The sequence below is a fragment of the Actinospineispora spinosispora DSM 44797 genome, from assembly GCF_000429025.1.
GTDB classification, from domain to species: Bacteria; Actinomycetota; Actinomycetes; order Mycobacteriales; family Pseudonocardiaceae; genus Pseudonocardia; species Pseudonocardia spinosispora.
Window position 1 is genome coordinate 122,216 of record NZ_AUBB01000017.1, and the last position, 15,223, is coordinate 137,438.

Annotated in this window: 16 protein-coding genes; 5 read left to right on the forward strand and 11 right to left on the reverse strand. The window is 69.7% G+C overall.

All coding sequences use genetic code 11. From position 1 onward, the window contains the following. Positions 1-2: 2 nt before the first annotated feature. Together G406_RS0106685 and G406_RS53690 are read right to left on the reverse strand one after the other, a co-directional pair. The gene (locus G406_RS0106685; protein ID WP_028933250.1) at positions 3-923 is read right to left on the reverse strand and encodes a DMT family transporter; all 921 of its coding nucleotides are present in this window, start codon (positions 921-923) and stop codon (positions 3-5) included. Positions 924-1,119: 196 nt separating this feature from the next. Then, positions 1,120-1,980 (reverse strand): LLM class flavin-dependent oxidoreductase, encoded by an 861-nt coding sequence (locus tag G406_RS53690; protein WP_084215823.1) that lies wholly within the window; start codon positions 1,978-1,980, stop codon positions 1,120-1,122. A gap of 128 nt (positions 1,981-2,108) precedes the next feature. Here G406_RS53690 and G406_RS0106695 point away from each other — a divergent pair, with 128 nt between their 5' ends. From G406_RS0106695 to G406_RS0106705, 3 genes are all read left to right on the forward strand, one after another. Then, entirely contained in the window at positions 2,109-3,806 is a 1,698-nt protein-coding gene (locus G406_RS0106695; protein WP_028933251.1) for a formate--tetrahydrofolate ligase, read from the forward strand. A gap of 1 nt (position 3,807) precedes the next feature. Beyond that, positions 3,808-4,380: a cyclodeaminase/cyclohydrolase family protein gene (locus G406_RS45000; protein WP_051341731.1), complete on the forward strand. Its 573-nt coding sequence runs from the start codon at positions 3,808-3,810 to the stop codon at positions 4,378-4,380. A gap of 96 nt (positions 4,381-4,476) precedes the next feature. Further along, complete coding sequence (locus G406_RS0106705) at positions 4,477-5,106, forward strand: DUF4232 domain-containing protein (RefSeq protein WP_037075432.1); 630 nt, start codon at positions 4,477-4,479, stop codon at positions 5,104-5,106. 19 nt (positions 5,107-5,125) lie between these two features. Here the strand turns inward: G406_RS0106705 and G406_RS0106710 are convergent, their stop codons facing one another. From G406_RS0106710 to G406_RS0106725, 4 genes are all read right to left on the reverse strand, one after another. Next, positions 5,126-5,584 carry a nuclear transport factor 2 family protein gene (locus G406_RS0106710; RefSeq protein ID WP_037075434.1) on the reverse strand — a complete coding sequence of 153 codons (459 nt, stop codon included), beginning with the start codon at positions 5,582-5,584 and terminating at the stop codon, positions 5,126-5,128. A 113-nt stretch (positions 5,585-5,697) separates the two neighbouring features. Next, positions 5,698-5,994 carry a hypothetical protein gene (locus tag G406_RS0106715; RefSeq protein WP_028933254.1) on the reverse strand — a complete coding sequence of 99 codons (297 nt, stop codon included), beginning with the start codon at positions 5,992-5,994 and terminating at the stop codon, positions 5,698-5,700. Between the two features lie 133 nt (positions 5,995-6,127). Beyond that, positions 6,128-6,949 (reverse strand): hypothetical protein, encoded by an 822-nt coding sequence (locus tag G406_RS53695; protein WP_051341732.1) that lies wholly within the window; start codon positions 6,947-6,949, stop codon positions 6,128-6,130. Then, complete coding sequence (locus G406_RS0106725; protein ID WP_028933255.1) at positions 6,942-7,553, reverse strand: TetR/AcrR family transcriptional regulator; 612 nt, start codon at positions 7,551-7,553, stop codon at positions 6,942-6,944. The genes G406_RS53695 and G406_RS0106725 overlap by 8 nt, the downstream gene beginning before the upstream one ends. Before the next feature lie 166 nt (positions 7,554-7,719). Between G406_RS0106725 and G406_RS0106730 the strand changes: the two genes are divergently transcribed. Next, complete coding sequence (locus G406_RS0106730; RefSeq protein ID WP_028933256.1) at positions 7,720-8,472, forward strand: SDR family NAD(P)-dependent oxidoreductase; 753 nt, start codon at positions 7,720-7,722, stop codon at positions 8,470-8,472. 7 nt (positions 8,473-8,479) lie between these two features. On the opposite strand, the gene G406_RS0106735 is transcribed toward G406_RS0106730, so the two are convergent. Beyond that, entirely contained in the window at positions 8,480-8,920 is a 441-nt protein-coding gene (locus G406_RS0106735; protein ID WP_245607032.1) for a VOC family protein, read from the reverse strand. 361 nt (positions 8,921-9,281) lie between these two features. Between G406_RS0106735 and G406_RS0106745 the strand changes: the two genes are divergently transcribed. Continuing rightward, positions 9,282-10,115, forward strand: coding sequence for a tryptophan synthase subunit alpha (locus tag G406_RS0106745; protein ID WP_028933258.1), 834 nt, complete (start codon positions 9,282-9,284; stop codon positions 10,113-10,115). Here the strand turns inward: G406_RS0106745 and G406_RS45010 are convergent. The 4 genes from G406_RS45010 to G406_RS0106765 all read right to left on the reverse strand — a co-directional run bounded on the left by G406_RS45010 (position 10,098) and on the right by G406_RS0106765 (position 15,195). Further along, positions 10,098-11,495 (reverse strand): MFS transporter, encoded by a 1,398-nt coding sequence (locus G406_RS45010; protein WP_051341733.1) that lies wholly within the window; start codon positions 11,493-11,495, stop codon positions 10,098-10,100. The genes G406_RS0106745 and G406_RS45010 overlap by 18 nt on opposite strands. 3 nt (positions 11,496-11,498) lie before the next feature. Further along, positions 11,499-13,130 (reverse strand): metallophosphoesterase family protein, encoded by a 1,632-nt coding sequence (locus G406_RS0106755; RefSeq protein ID WP_028933259.1) that lies wholly within the window; start codon positions 13,128-13,130, stop codon positions 11,499-11,501. Between the two features lie 145 nt (positions 13,131-13,275). Further along, positions 13,276-14,307, reverse strand: a complete 1,032-nt coding sequence (locus G406_RS45015) for a LacI family DNA-binding transcriptional regulator (protein ID WP_051341734.1) — start codon at positions 14,305-14,307, stop codon at positions 13,276-13,278. A 78-nt stretch (positions 14,308-14,385) separates the two neighbouring features. Continuing rightward, complete coding sequence (locus tag G406_RS0106765) at positions 14,386-15,195, reverse strand: MBL fold metallo-hydrolase (protein ID WP_028933260.1); 810 nt, start codon at positions 15,193-15,195, stop codon at positions 14,386-14,388. Positions 15,196-15,223: the final 28 nt, after the last annotated feature.

A 15,223-nucleotide genomic window follows, 5' to 3' on the forward strand; every position in this document is an offset into this window, starting at 1 on the left:
GCTCAGGCCCGCTCGGGAACCGGCGGCGCCGCGACGACCGGGCTCGAGGACCGCTCCCGCAGGCCGAGCGCCGTCACCGAGCCCGCGATGACCACCAACCCGAGCCACTGGGTCGCCGACAGCGTCCCTCCGAGTGCCAGGACACCGATCACCGCCGCGGTCGCCGGGAACGCGAGCTCGGCGACCGTCGCGCGCGCCGCCGCGGTCGAGCGCAGTCCGACGTAGTACAGCGCCAGGCTCAGCAGGCCCGGGATCAGCGCCAGCCCGATGAGCGGCCAGAGCTGGTCCAGGGTGATGCCCACCGGCGAACCCTGCCAGCCCAGGACGACCGCGGAGGCCGGCAGCCCGATCGCGAACCGCAACACCATGACGTCCTGGCTGCGCATGTCGATGCTGACCAGCCGGCCAAGGACCGTGCCGATCGCCCACAGGACGGCGGCCCCGATCGCGAGCAACGCCGCCACGACCGCCCGCAGGTGCACGTCGAGCGGGTCGGCGAACGCCATCAACCACGCGCCGGCGAGCGCGGGCACGGCGAACGTCCAGTACCCCGGCCGCAACCGCTCCCCGAGCAGCAGCGTGGCCGCGACGAGCGCGACGACCGGCTGCAGCTTCTGCAGCACCAGCGGCGTGATCGGGTCCCCCAGCTTCATCGCCTCGGTGAACATCGCCGTGGCGACGGCGGACGCCCCGGCCCCGATCGCGAGGAGAGCACCGCGCTGCCGCCACGAGGCCTCCCGGAACGCCCGCAGCGCCGACGGGAGCCACGGCAGCAGCACCAGCACGGCGATCAGGTGCTCCCAGAACACCACGGTCGACGCCGACAGCTGACCGCTCAACGGCTTTCGGAGCAACCCATCGGTGCCCCACAACGCCGCGGCCAGCGCGATCAGCCAGGTCCGGTCTGGAAGACGGTCCGTCACAACTGGAGTTCAACGCACGCGCGCCCCATCCGATACCGAACGTGAGGATGTTCGCAACCTCCCCGCTCGTCGACTACCGTCCGCCTGCGCACCACCTCGCAGAGCTTCGCGTTGCGTCGCAGACACTGCAGCGTCTGCGACGCGACATGACGCTCTGCGAAGACGCCTGAGAGGCGTCCGGGCGCGGCTGTACGGCTCAGACCGAGGCCAGATCGCTGCGATGGCGGCGGGACGCCATCGCCAGATCCAGCGCGGGCGCCACGTCGTCCGCCAGCATGCGCATGAGCTCCAGGTGGCGGTCGATGCGGCAGTCGGTCGGCTGCGCCTGCACGATCAGTCCGCTGGCCCACGGCATCGCCGGATCGTTCGTCCAGCGGTGAACCAGTTCCTTGGCGGGCGTGTCCCAGGCGGCGAACCGGGACAGCACGACCCTCGGCTCCTCGACCGCGCGCGTCCAGTAGCGGGTCAGGTCGTCGACCACGGTCGAGCCGGCGGCGTCGGCCGGACGACCGGAGATCAGCCCGATTCCCCGGGCAGCGGCCGCGTCCACGGCGGCCGGTGTGCCGGTCGCCCACCACATGCGCTGGTGCAGTCCCGGCGCTGGGGGGACCAGGTCGTCGCCCGACAACAGTCCGTGCAGCTGGTCGACGACGTCGAGACACTCGGCGTGCCGGGCCCGGAAGTCGTGGCCGAACACGTCCGACGCGACGTCGTCGGAACCCGCGCCGACCCCGAGCTGCAGTCTGCCCTCGCTCAGCACGTCGAGCGTCGCGGCGTCCTCGGCCAGGCGGCGGGAGTCCTCCAGCGGAGCCGCGATGACCGCAGTACCGAGGCCGATCGTGGACGTGTGCTCGGCGACCGCGGCGAGCAGGACCAGCGGCGACGGCGACCAGCCGGCGGAGGCGTTGCCGTGGTGCTGGGCGATCCAGAACGAGCTGAAACCGAGGGTTTCGGCGGCGACCGCGAGCTCGATGGTCTGGCGATAGGCGGCGGAGGGCCGGACATCGCTGGCGACGTGGGTGAAGTACCCCAGATGCCCCAACTGACCCAGTTGCATCGTTCGCACGGTAGCTGATCTCGATTTCCCGCGGATCGACAGGGTTCGACAGGCACGCCGCGTACGCGCTCGACGCGAGCGACCGAGATCCCCCACGATGGACGGGCCGGCCGATCAAAGGAGATCCCATGGCTTTCCCGAGTGACCTCGCCATCGCCCGTCGCGCGCGACTGAAGCCGATCGGAGACGTGGCCGAAGGCATGGGCCTCGGCGGGCACCTGCTCGAACCGTACGGCCGTGACGTTCTGAAGGTCCGTCTGGAGGCGATCGACGAGCTGGCCGATCGGCCGAAGGCACGCTACGTGGTGGTCTCGGCGATCACGCCGACGCCTCTCGGCGAGGGCAAGACCACCACGACCGTGGGGCTGGGACAGGCCATGGCTCACATCGGGCGCAGCGCCACCGTGGCGATCCGGCAGCCCTCGATGGGACCGACGTTCGGCATCAAGGGCGGCGCCGCGGGCGGCGGCTACAGCCAGGTCGTCCCGATGGAGATCCTCAACCTGCACCTCACCGGTGACTTCCACGCCGTGACCGCCGCGCACAACCTGTTGTCGGCGTTGTTGGACAACCACCTGCACCAGGGCAACGCACTGGGTCTCGACCAGCACCGCATCACCTGGCGACGGGTGCTCGACGTCAACGACCGGGTCCTGCGCAACGTCATCGTCGGCCTGGGCACCCGGGTCGACGGAACGCCCCGCCAGACCGGTTTCGACATCACGGCGGCCTCCGAGGTCATGGCGATCTTCGCGCTGGCCAGGTCCGTACCTGAGATGCGGGAACGGCTCGGCCGGATCGTGGTCGGCTACACCGGCGACGGCGCACCGGTGACCGCGCAGGACATCGGCGGCGCGGGCGCCATGGCGGTCATCATGCGAGAGGCACTCAAACCCAACCTGATGCAGACGCTGGAGAATACTCCGGTTCTCGTGCATGCCGGACCGTTCGGCAACATCGCACACGGCAACTCCTCGGTCGTCGCCGACCTGATCGGCATCCACGGCGGCGAGTTCCTCATCACCGAAGCGGGCTTCGGCGCGGACATGGGCGCCGAGAGGTTCTTCAACATCAAATGTCGGGCCTCGGGCCTGACCCCGGACGCCGCGGTGATCGTGGCGACCGTCCGCGCGCTCAAGGCACACTCCGGGAACCACCGGATCGTGGCGGGCCGCCCGTTGCCCGAGGCACTGTTCGCCGAGAACCCGGACGAGGTGCACGCGGGCGGGGCCAACCTGCGTAAACAGATCGAGAACATCCGCCTGCACGGGGTCTCACCGGTCGTCGCGATCAACGCTTTCCCCGGCGATCACCCTTCCGAGCACGCCGCCATCGCCGAGATCGCCGCATCGATGGGCGCGCGATCAGCCGTCTGCACCCACTTCGCGGACGGGGGAGCCGGAGCGACCGCGCTCGCCGAGGCCGTGGCCGAGGCGGCCGAGGAGCCGTCCGACTTCCACTTCCTGTACCCGGACGAAGCGTCGCTGCGGGAGAAGATCGAGACCGTCGCGACCAAGGTGTACGGCGCGGACGGCGTCGACTACGACCTGACCGCCGGCCGGCAGCTGGACAGCTACGAACGCAACGGGTTCGGATCGCTACCGGTGTGCATCGCCAAGACGCACCTGTCGATCTCCTCGGACTCGCACCTGCTGGGCGCGCCGACGGGGTGGCGCCTGCCGGTCCGGGAGGTCCGCGCGTCGGTGGGTGCCGGGTTCATCTACCCGATCTGCGGGGACATGCGGACGATGCCCGGGCTGGGCACCGACCCCGCCGCCCACCACATCGACCTGGACGACGACGGCGAGATCGTCGGGCTGTCCTGACGTGGACGACAAGGCCCGGAGCTTCGCGGATCTCACCGTCGCGGAGTTCCTCGACGCACTGGCGGCGCGACGGCCCGCGCCGTCCGCCGGTGCCGCGATCGGCGTGTCGCTGGCCATGGCGGCGGCGCTCGCCGCCATGGTCGCGCGCTACTCCGGGTCCGGGTTCGCCGACCTGGCGGAGCAGGCCGACGGGTTACGTCACCAGGCGATCGCCCTGGCGGACGCGGACTCGGCCGCCTACGCCGAGGTGCTCCGCGCTCGGGCCGCCCCAGCGGGGAGACCCGCGAGGACGGGACTCGTCAGCGAGGCGATGAAGAGCGCCACCGAGGTCCCGTGCGCCCTCGCCCGCCTGGGCGTCGAGGTCATGGCGCTGTGTGTCCGGCTCGCGCTCGAGGGCAACCCGAACCTGACGGGGGATGCGCGGACCGCGGCGTTCCAGGCCTCGTCGGCCGTCACGTCCGCAACCGACCTGGTCCGAATCAACACCAGATCCGAGCCCGGGCTGGCCGATCTGCTCCACCAGGCATCCAGGGATCGTGAGAAGTCGCTGCGGCTCCGGGACAGCCTGGAGTGATGAGGATCTGTCACTCGATCGGCCAGCACTGCGCAACTTCCACACGATCGGCGCGTCTGAACAAGTAGACGTCGCAACTCGTGTGGAGGAGTAAGCATGAACTGGTGCCGGACCGCGGGTGTGATCACCTCTGCTGTCGTGCTCACCGCTGTGGTGAGTGGATGCGGTGGGTCCTCGCCGACCGTCTCCAACCCGCCCTCCCTCGGGGCCGCGGCACCACCGCCGAGCGCCACGACGTCCGAGCAGGCCGCCGCTCCGGTGCCGAACGGCCCGACACCGAAGGCGGCGGGCCCGGATCGCTGCCATTCGGCGATGCTCGCTCTGTCGCTCGGCCGAGGTGGCGGCGCCGCGGGCTCCGTGTACCAGTCGCTGCGGTTCACCAACGTCAGCGGCAAGACCTGCACGCTGCAGGGCTTTCCCGGGGTTTCCTACGTCACCGGTGACAACGGGACCCAGGTCGGCGAGCCCGCCGTCCGCGTGGGAACCAAGGGCGACGTCGTGACGGTCGCGCCCGGCGCGACGGCATCGGTCGAGCTCGGCATGGTCAACGTCGGGAACTATGACGCGGCGGTCTGCAAGCCGACACCGGTCAAGGGGCTGCGGGTGTACCCGCCGAACGAGACGGCCTCACTGTTCATCCCCTCGCCCGGCACCGGTTGCGCGGGAACCCCGCCGGGTCAGCAGCTGAAGGTGACCACGATGAAGGCGGGGCAGGGCGACAACTGACCCCGCCCCGCGGCGCGGCTCACTGCAGGGGGAAGTCCTGGCCGTGCTCGGATTCCGGGCGGGTACCGAAGATCCGCCGCTGCGACTCCTCGATCGCCAGGTCGTTGATGCTCGCCTCACGCCGGCGCATCAGACCGTTCTCGTCGAACTCCCACAGCTCGTTGCCGTAGCTGCGGAACCACTGGCCGTCCGCGTTGTGGCTCTCGTACTGGAAGCGGACCGCGATGCGGTTACCGTCGAAGCTCCAGAGGTTCTTGCGCAGCGCGTAGTCGAGTTCGCGTTCCCACTTCTGTTCCAGGAAGGCCTGGATCGCGGCCCGACCGGACACGAACTGGTCGCGGTTACGCCAGACGGAGTCCTCGGTGTAGGCGAGTGAGACCCGATGCGGGTCCCGGGTGTTCCACGCGTCCTCGGCGGCTTGCACCTTCTTGAGTGCATCCTCACGGGAGAACGGGGGCAGGGGCGGACGCTGGTTCACAACGGGAATCCTCTCGACGCACGACACGGAGAACGATCGCTCTCCCGGAGAGTAGAGAACCGTCGTTCTCAAGGCAAGCGGCAACGCGTCACGACACCGATCGCTAGTTCCCGTTATGTCGAGATGGGCACCACGGGACGGCCGATCTGCGGCACGATCAGGGAGATCTGGTGCGGATGGATCTGCCAGAACCGCGTCTCCACGTCGCCGGCTCGCCACGCGTCGGCCAGACGGGTGGCGGCTTCGGGGTCGATCACCCGCCGGGGTCGCGGCCGCAGTCCGCAACGGGCCCGCACCTCGCTGTCCAGCGCCCGCCACGCCTCTTCCGCGGTGGCATGCACGCTGACCGTCGCCGGCCCCTCCTCGTCACCCAACATCAGGGTGTACACACTCACCACGTCGTACGACACGGACCGACCTCCGCTCACCCCGCCGACGCCGACCGGCTGTGAAGCCGGCGCGACCGTCGCCTATTCAACTCCATCCGACGACGCTGGTTACGCAACGCCACGCACTCCGTGCGCCCCGTGTTCACCGCCGCGTTCACCAGTCCGCCGGCAACTGACCTCGCGCACGCAGCTGACCAGCGAGATCGGCGTGTCCCCTCGCGGCGAGGTCGTCCGCGTACTCGGTGAACAGTTCCCGGTAGATGCCCCCGAGATGCCGATCGAGCAGCTCGGGCGCGGCGACATCGTCGTCGACACCGATCAGGCGCCACCGCGACGCGGCCGACACGAGCGGCTCGCCAGGTCGTCCGTCCTGCCGGTACCAGGACGCCGCGTGCTCGTTGAGGCCGAGCCTGCCGGTGTGCAGCGTGTAGAGGAAACGAACCGGGAAGAGCACCGACTTCGTGACCGACCGCACCCCGAGGGCCAGCAGACGGCCAGGCGCGCGCAGCCCGCCCAGGTAGTCGGCGTCGAAGCTCGACACGGCGAACCGCGCGGCATCCAGGACCAGGTCCTCATGGCCCGGCCGCACGACGGTCCCGCGACGGTCGACGCCGTGCAGCAGACGGCCGGAGTCGACGAGGTCCAGACGGTCGACCTGGGGGAGACGTCCACCGTTCCAGCCCTCTCCCCGGACCCCGGCCCAATCCGTCCAGAAGATCGACAGCCGACGCGCGAGTGGCGACCCGGTCCGCGCACGCTCGCCCACCCGCGCGATCCGCTCCGCCGAGTCCGGCCTGAGTCCGCGCAACACGAATGCGATGTCCACGTCGCTCACCAGCGGCGCGAACCCGCCGTGAGCGAGACTCCCCAGGGCGAACGCCGCATCCAGGTCGTCTCCGAACACCTCGACGGCGGCGTCGACCGCCGCGGCCAGCACTGCCTCGCCGTCCGCCTCGGTCTGACCGACCTCAGACATACAGAGCCCCGATCTCTCGTAGTAGGTGATCCCGCGCGGCTTCGGCCGACCTGACCTCGATGAGGACGTAGTAGGCGAGCCCCTCGGTCAGGGCCACCAGCCCGATCGCCGCATCGTCGGGGTCGAGGTGCGGCCGCAGGGCGGCCGCTCCGGCCGACCTGGCGAGCAACGCGGCCACCGCCTCGTGCAGCCGGGCGTACTGCTGGCGCAGTCCGGCCGCGATGGCGCCGTCGGACAGCGCCCGTGCGGTGAAGGACTGACGGACCCGCAGATGGGCCAGGGTCTCGGCGTCGTGGGGGATGAGCTCAGTCAGCAGGACAGTCAGCGCGAACCGTGGCGGCACGTCGTCGATCGCCGCACCGAGACGGTGAGCGATCCGTGCTTCACTGAGCTCGTTGCCCCGCGCGAACGCGGCCGCGATCAACGTCTCCTTGTTGGCGAAGTAGTGCTGGACCCGTCCCGAGGACACCCCGGCCTCCGTCGCCACCTCGTTCAGCGACACCGCCGCGAGCCCACGGTGCGCGACGATCCGGAGGACGGCATCGGCGAGGTCGTGGCGCCGTTGGTCGTGCTGCGCACCGGGTCCACGAGTCCGTCGATCCATCTCCGCCGATCTCTTCGATGTGACCGCATTGAATTACCCGGCACAGCGTAGCCAGCGGACCGGGAGTTGCGGCTTCGATCATCGGATCGTTAATATACTGACTCATCTATATATATGTGGGCTCACGAATGACTCCGCCGCATGCACTCGAAGGACCATCTTGACGATGACTGACCGAACGGAATTCAGCGGCAAAGTCGTGCTGGTCACCGGCGGCAGCCGGGGGATGGGCAAAGCCATGGTCGAGGCGTTCGCGGCCCGGGGTGCGTCCGTGATCATCGCCAGTCGCAAGATCGAGGCCTGCCAGGAGCTGGCCGTCTCGGTGAGCTCGGCCTACGGGGTCACAGCGGTGCCGGTGGCCTGCAACGTCTCGAGCTGGTCGGACTGCGACGCACTGACGGAGCGGGCGTACGCCGAGCTCGGCCGGGTGGATGTGTTGATCAACAACGCGGGGCTGTCACCGCTGTACCCGAGCCTGAACGAGGTATCGGAGGCGTTGTTCGACAAGGTGATCGGCGTGAACCTGCGAGGCCCGTTCCGGCTCGGCTCGGCGATCGGTACGCGCATGGCGGAGGGTGAGGGCGGTTCGATCATCAACATCAGCTCGATCGCCGCGATCCGGCCGGGACCACACGAGCTGCCGTACGCCGCCGCCAAGGCCGGCCTGAACGTCATCACCGAGGGCATGGCGCATGCGTTCGGCCCGTCGGTACGGGTGAACGCGATCCAGGCCGGGCCGTTCCGTACCGACATCTCGACGGCGTGGAGCCCCGAGACGTTCGCGCGGTTCGAACAGAGCCTGGCACTGAAGCGCTGCGGCGAGGCGGAGGAGATCGTCGGAGCCGCCCTCTACTTCGCCTCGTCCGCTGCGTCCTTCTGCACCGGCGCCGTACTGCGGCTCGACGGCGGCACGCCCTGAGTGATCGCTAGGCGCCGGGTGGCGCTTCGACCACGGCGATGTGGTTGCCGTCGGGGTCGCGCAGCATGAACATCAGGGGTGCCCCGGGGACGCGCATCAGTTCGGGGTCGACGTCCAGACCGTCCACCGCGCTGAGCCGGGCGTGTTCGGCCTCGACGTCGGTGCACTCGACACCGATGGCTCCGCCGCCGGGCTCACCGCCCATCGGCGGGTTGAGCGCCAGCCGTGCACGCGAGCCGGGCGGGGCTACTTCGAGCCAGCGGTACTCGTCGTGGTCACCGAAGCGGGAGTCACCGCGTACCTCGAAGCCCAGCGTCCCGGTGTAGAAGGCCAGCGCGGCGTCCTGGTCGGCGACGGTGAACATGGCGACGCCGATGTTCGAGATGGTCGTGGAGGTACTGATGTCGTTTGTCATGCTGTCCAGACCGGGGGAACGGCCGAAACTCATCGGGGTCCTGCCACATTCATCTAGGTTGACATAATGCCGATTATCGGGTCAGCGCCGACAGCGCGTTGACCAGCGGTGAACGCAGGGTCACCACGTTCCGACCCGCCCAGCCAGGCTCCACGCTGCTTCACCGGCGCCGCCATGTGTCGCGCCGTGACATCGACGTCCGCGCGGTTGCCTGAACCGACATCCCTGTCGATCGGCGGCCGTTCGTTAGTCCTATGTCAATGAGGCGTGCTCAGAGAGACTCGTATAGGTACACTCAATACATCAACACTTGTTGGCACTTGAGATGACAAGTGGCCGGCCGTCGGCGCCCGGAACTCCCCCGTCACTGCCTTCACGGACGATCGGATCCTGTATGAACCGGTTGGTCGACAGTCTGCGCCGAGGCCGCCAGGAGCGGCGTCTCCTCATGGCGGGCTTTCTGCCCACCGCCTATCCGGACCCGGTGGCGTTCACCCGCTGTATCGCCACCGGCTTCCAGGCAGGTATGGACATCGCGGAGATATCCCTGCCCAATCCACCGTTTCCGCAGGACGGTGCCCTGATCCAGCGGGCGTGTGCGGTCGGACGGAACCACGTGTCGGACGCGGCGGCCGCCGTGCGGTTGATGTCGGGTGCCCGGACCGAGGCCCATCAGCCCATCATCACGATGGCGGGTCGTCACACATTCGACACGCTCGGACTCGCGGGGCTGCTCGACGAATGCGTCGCCCACGACGTCGACGCGGTCATGTTCCCGGAGCACAGCCCGGCCGAGCAACGCGCGTTGATCGGACCCGTTCGCGCGGCCGGCCTCGAACAGGTTACTTTTCTCGCCCACAGCACGGACTGCGAAGTCCTCGCCGGTGACGATGTCGAGAACCCCGTCGTCTATCTGCGCTCGGCCGATCTGAAGACCGGTGACCGGTTCAGAACGAATGAGACGGTGGAGCGGCTGGCCTGGTTACGCACGCTGCTCGGCGGCAAGGACGCCTACGTGTTCGTCGGATTCGGAATCAGGGGACCGCGAGAGGTCGCTCCGCTGGCCGCGAGCGCCGGGGTGGACGGCGTCGTCGTCGGCACCGCGCTCGTGGAGGCGGCCGCTGCCGGACCACATGCCGTGCGCGACCTGGTTCGCGCCATCGGGCCGTCGCTCGCCCGGCCGGACTCCTACGCCGCTCCCCTGTGCACGTCAGCCACGGTCAGGTGAGACGCCGATCGGCGGGTATCCGGGCAGCAGCGAGTCGTTGAGCTCCTCCAGGGTCTTTCCCTTGGTCTCCGGAGCCATCATCACGCAGATCGCCGTCCCGACGACACCGCACGCGACGAACAGCCACATGGCGTGCGACAGTCCCCACGCCGAGACGAGGCCGGGGAACAACACGATCCCGAGGATCCCGCCGATGCGGCTGACCCCGGTGGCGAGTCCGGTGCCGGTCGCACGGACCTCGGTCGGCAACAGCTCCGTCGGGTAGAGGAAGTCCAGGATCCCCGGCCCGCCGTTGGCGCACATGACCGCGACCGCGAGCAGAACCGCGACCACGACGAGACCCGCCGACCCGATGACCGCGAGGACGAGCAGGCTCAGGGTGAGCCCGGCGAACGCCGCGATGATCAACGGGCGGCGTCCGACCCGGTCCACCAGAAGGATGCCGATGCCGGACCCGACCAGGCCGATCAGGCCGACGGCGGCGGACCCGACGCTGGCCTGCCACGCGGTGGTGGTCAGGGTGGCCAGAATCGTCGGCGTGTAGATCGTGATGCCGTAGTAGGCCATCGTGTACACGGCCCAGAACCCGCAGCAGAACACCGTCCATCGCAGAACCGGCCTGCTGAACAGGATCCGCCAGGGGCGCACGTCGGGCCCGCCGCCCGCCTTCGACAGCACCGGCGCGGCCGCGACGGTTCCGGCGTGGTCGCCTTCCAGATACGTCAGTACTTCGGCGGCGTCGGCGCCACGGCCTCGGGACCGCAGCCACCTCGGCGACTCGGGGACGCTGCGGCGCAGCCAGATCACCACCAGCGCGAACACCGCGCCGAGCAGCAGCATCAGCCGCCAGCCCAGACCGCCGAGCGGGGTCAGCGCCGCTCCGACCAGATAGGCGGCCGCCGAACCGGCGAACCACGCCGCGCCCATCCGGCACATCATCGCGCCGCGCCGAGCGGCGGGCGCGTACTCGGCGAGCAGGGTCGAGGAGATGGGGTAGTCCGCCCCCAGCGCCAGCCCGAGCAGGAACCGGAAGACCATCAGCTGCCACACGTCCTGTGCGGCGGCGGTGAGCACGGCGAAGACGACGAAACCGAGCAGGTCGATCAGGTACATCGCCTTGCGGCCCAACTTGTCCGTGAGCCGTCCGACGACCAGTGCGCCGATCAGCATCCCGATGACCGCGCTCGCCGCGAGCGGCGCCTCGACGCTCGCCGCCAGGTGCCACTCCTTCTTCAGCACCGGCAACGCCACGGCGATCACCGCCAGGTCGTACCCGTCGAGGAACGTGCCGGCGGCGGACAGGACGGTGACCTTGCGGTGGAACGCCGCCTGGGAGCTCGACTCGAGGAGCTCCCAGCTGTTGGGGGTGGTCGCGGACATCGGTCATCCCTCCCTGAGTCGCTCGGCCAGCGACTTCGTCACCGGCACCAGCAGGTCGACGTTGCGGTCCAGCGGTGTGCCTTCGGCATGCGGGCCGCCGACACCGTCGTGCACGTTCGCCGCCAGCCGACGGCCGATCGAGGCCATCCGCAGGACCCGGTCGGGCTCGGCCTCCGGATCGATCGCGGCGAGATGGTCGACCTGTTCGCAGCGGATGCGCAGGACGTCGTCGTGGAGCGAGAAGTCGACGAACCGAGCCTGGTTGGGCCAGTCGATCATCGCCGACGTGGCGACCTCCCAGAAGCCGCCGGTGGCGGTGCGTACCGCCTGTACCCGGTTCCGGTGGATGTGGCCGGACAGCCACAGGACGACGTTGGGGAACCGGTGCAGCACGGCTTCCAGCTCGGGCGCCACCGTTCTCGGCAGGTCCTGGCCGGGTAGGGGATCGCCGTCCCGGTCGAGCTGGACGTAGGAGTTGGTCAGTGTGGACAGCCCGTGGTGGGAGCAGAGCACGACCAGCTGGTCGGAGTGCTCGGTGTCGACCCAGCCGCCGTCCTCGGCCAGATACCGGGAGTGCGCGGTGACCAGCTCGTCCACCAGCCAGCGCAGCTGCTCGGCGCCGATGCTTCCGTCCGCGTAGCCACCGGGGTTGGTGGTGTCCAGCATCAGGACCTTCAGCGCGGGGTGTGGCTGGTAGCTCGCGTAGGCCCGCGTCTCCCCCGGCTCCGCCGCCGGCGCGAGCGCACCCGCCTCACGCAGCGCCGTCACGAACTCGCCACGTTCGAACGTCCGGCGGCGCACGTCGGCCGGGACGGGTCCGGTCGCGCCCACCGTGAAGCACATCGGATCACGCACATAGGCATCGATCGCGCGATCCGCCCCGGCCGCCTCGTGTACCCGCTCCCAGTCGTCGGGCCCAGCCGGCCCGGTGGGTTTGGCGGCACCGACCAGCAGGTTCTCGACCTCCCCCGTGGTACGCGCCCGACCCTGGACGAGTGCGTCGTGGTTGCCGTAACAGGCGATCCACGGCACTCCCATGCCGCTGGCCACGAAGGGCGCCGACCAGTCGGGCACCGCGCCAGGGTGCCGAGGTGTGTCCGGCGGGAGTGCCCACGCCGGGTGCTCACCACCGGCCGCGGCGTGCGCCGAGACGACTCCGGCTCCGCCGTGGTCACCCAGTGGATGGACGGTTCGGTCACCGGCCATCACGGCGAGGAAGTCAGCGAGCTCGTTGTGCTGCTGGCTGTCGGTGTTGTCGCCGGTGGTGATCACCAGATCGACCTCGCGGCCGGTGTGAGCGAGGTCGCGAATCGTGCGGGCCATTGCCTCGACCTGCGCCAACGCGGTGAACTCCTGCGGGCGGTAGCTGGGCAGCATGAGTGCCCAGCGGGGATCGCCACGAAGGTGTTCCAGGTACTCGACCCGCGCCGGTGAGCTCAGGTCGGCGATCTGGAAGTCGGTGACGTGCAGGATTCGGAACAGCACGGGCCGCTCGTCCCCGGCGTCCGAGTCGGGCCCGGCCACCAGGTCGGCTCGGGACCGGTGATGTTCACCCGGCCCTTCCTCCAGCAGCGCGAACCGCCCGTGCGTGCCGCCCCTGCGAATGGTGCGCGAGGTGGTGGGCCCAGGCCGCACCGGCGGGTCATCGGGGTCGGGTCGTGCTGGATCGAGTCGTGACACCTGGGCACCGCCTCGAACTACAACGTTTGAGTAGTGACGCGGGGGACGGTACAACGCCGCACCCGCCGAGAGGAAGGCTCCGCGAATGAACGCCCGGCGACTACTCCGTGACAGGAGGCACCGCGGTCGAGCCTCGCACCACGAACTCACCGGGCACGACGATGCGGAGCCGGCTGTGGGAGGGTGCCTCGATCCGGTCGATCAGCGCACTCGCGGCCGCCGTCCCGATGGCGACCCGGTCGACCCTGAACGTGGTGAGTGGCGGGTCGAGCAGGGCCGAAGTCGGCAGGTCGTCGTGGCCGATCACCGACAGGTCGCGCGGTACGCGTAGACCGACCGAACGCGCCGCCTGGTAGGCGGCATGCGCGATGAAGTCACCGTTGGTGAGCACCGCCGTCACCCGCTGGTCCGCCGGCCGAGCCAGCTCCGCGGTCAGCGCGTCCACCGCAGCGACGTCCGACAACGCCGTGGTGATCACCGTCGGTGACAGACCGTGATCGGTCATCAGCTCGGTGAACGCCGTGACCCGTTCCGGGTCCGGCGAGGTACGCGGCGGCGCGGTGACCAGCCCGATGCGGCGGTGGCCGAGGGCGAGGAGATGGTGCGTCCCGGTACGGACCGCCGCGGCCGCGTCGACGCGCACGGCGGACAGCTCCCCCGCCACCTGGCGACTGCAGTTGATCACCACGGCGGGTTTCCCGGTCTGGCGGGCCCACGCGCCGGCGGCACGACCGGAGCCGATCGGAGCCATCGCGAGGCCGTCGATGGCCCTGCTGGTCAACGCCTCCAGGAGCTCCTTCTCGTGCGGAACCTCGTAGCGCGACGACGTGATCATGGCCTGGTAGCCGCGCCGCGCGCACTCGAAGTCGAAGCCTTCGACGACGTCGAGGAAGAATGGGTTGCGCAGGTTCCTGATCAGCAGCCCGACGACTCCCGACCGTCCGGTCCGCAGCGTGACCGCGGCGCGGTCGGGCACGTAACCCAGTCGTTTCGCGGTCTCCAGAACCGTTCGGCGCAGCTCCTCCCCCACACCCGGACGCTCACGCAGCGCCAGGCTGACCGCGGACACCGAGATGCCGAGCGACGCCGCGATGTCACGCATGGTCACCGAGGTGCCGCCGGGCCGTGCCATGCCGCGAATCGTATCCCAGCCGCTCCGCGCGCCTTTCGGTCTTGCCGCAGGTCAAGGGAGTGTCCCCCGGCGAACCGGTCAGGTCAGGTGATCGAAGTCCCCTCGCACCCATGCCATGTAGCGGTCGGCCGAGCGCCGGACGATCGCCCGTGCCCCGCTGTCGATCGTGCGGCCGAAGTTGTCGTAGAGCCGGTCGAACTCGAATACCTCCACGGCGGTGGTGACCCGTTCGACGACGGCCGCGGACAGTGGGATTCGGTTCGGGTAGCTGCGCATGAAGGTCACCGACACGCGATCCGGGTTGGCCTGGATCGTGTCCGCTCCGAACAGGACACCCCTCCCGCCGGCGCCGTGTCGCCAGTGCGTCACGGCGCTGCCCGGGAAATGCCCTCCGACCTGGGCCAACGTGACACCGGGCAGCAGGTCGAGCGTGCCTGACCACGGCCGGACGACCGGGTCCGGCCGTGCGACCCACGCGAGGTCGACCTCGGGCACGAGCACCGGAACGTCACCGAGCGCGTGGCTCCATTCCACCTGCAGCCCGTACATGTGGGGGTGGCTGGCCGCGATCGCCACTACGTCGCCGATCTCCCGGACCCCGGCCACCGCGGACGCGTCGACGTACCCCGGAACGTCCCAGAGCAGGCAACCGTCGGCCGTCCGTACCAGATGGGCCTGCTGTCCGATGCCCACCGTGGGCTCGACCGTGACCCCGAACAGGTCCGGTTCCAGCTCGCGAAGCTGTACCCGGTGGCCTTCCGAGGACAGCTCGTCCAGGGTCGTCCAGCGCTGGCCGCCGACCGGCACCCATTGACGCTCGTCGGCGCAGATGGCGCACGTCTGTGCGTCGTCGGTGTGTTCCACCGCGCAGGTGTGACAGATTCGCACGGGCCTTCTCCCTCCGACCGAATGCCAT

Coding starts and splice junctions, on each gene's coding strand:
- G406_RS0106730 (WP_028933256.1), top strand. CDS start 7,720: ATGACTGACCGAACGGAATTCAGCGGCAAAGTCGTGCTGGTCACCGGC.
- G406_RS0106745 (WP_028933258.1), top strand. CDS start 9,282: ATGAACCGGTTGGTCGACAGTCTGCGCCGAGGCCGCCAGGAGCGGCGT.
- G406_RS45015 (WP_051341734.1), bottom strand. CDS start 14,307: ATGGCACGGCCCGGCGGCACCTCGGTGACCATGCGTGACATCGCGGCG.
- G406_RS0106725 (WP_028933255.1), bottom strand. CDS start 7,553: ATGGATCGACGGACTCGTGGACCCGGTGCGCAGCACGACCAACGGCGC.
- G406_RS53690 (WP_084215823.1), bottom strand. CDS start 1,980: ATGCAACTGGGTCAGTTGGGGCATCTGGGGTACTTCACCCACGTCGCC.
- G406_RS0106705 (WP_037075432.1), top strand. CDS start 4,477: ATGAACTGGTGCCGGACCGCGGGTGTGATCACCTCTGCTGTCGTGCTC.
- G406_RS53695 (WP_051341732.1), bottom strand. CDS start 6,949: ATGTCTGAGGTCGGTCAGACCGAGGCGGACGGCGAGGCAGTGCTGGCC.
- G406_RS0106735 (WP_245607032.1), bottom strand. CDS start 8,920: ATGAGTTTCGGCCGTTCCCCCGGTCTGGACAGCATGACAAACGACATC.
- G406_RS0106695 (WP_028933251.1), top strand. CDS start 2,109: ATGGCTTTCCCGAGTGACCTCGCCATCGCCCGTCGCGCGCGACTGAAG.
- G406_RS45010 (WP_051341733.1), bottom strand. CDS start 11,495: ATGTCCGCGACCACCCCCAACAGCTGGGAGCTCCTCGAGTCGAGCTCC.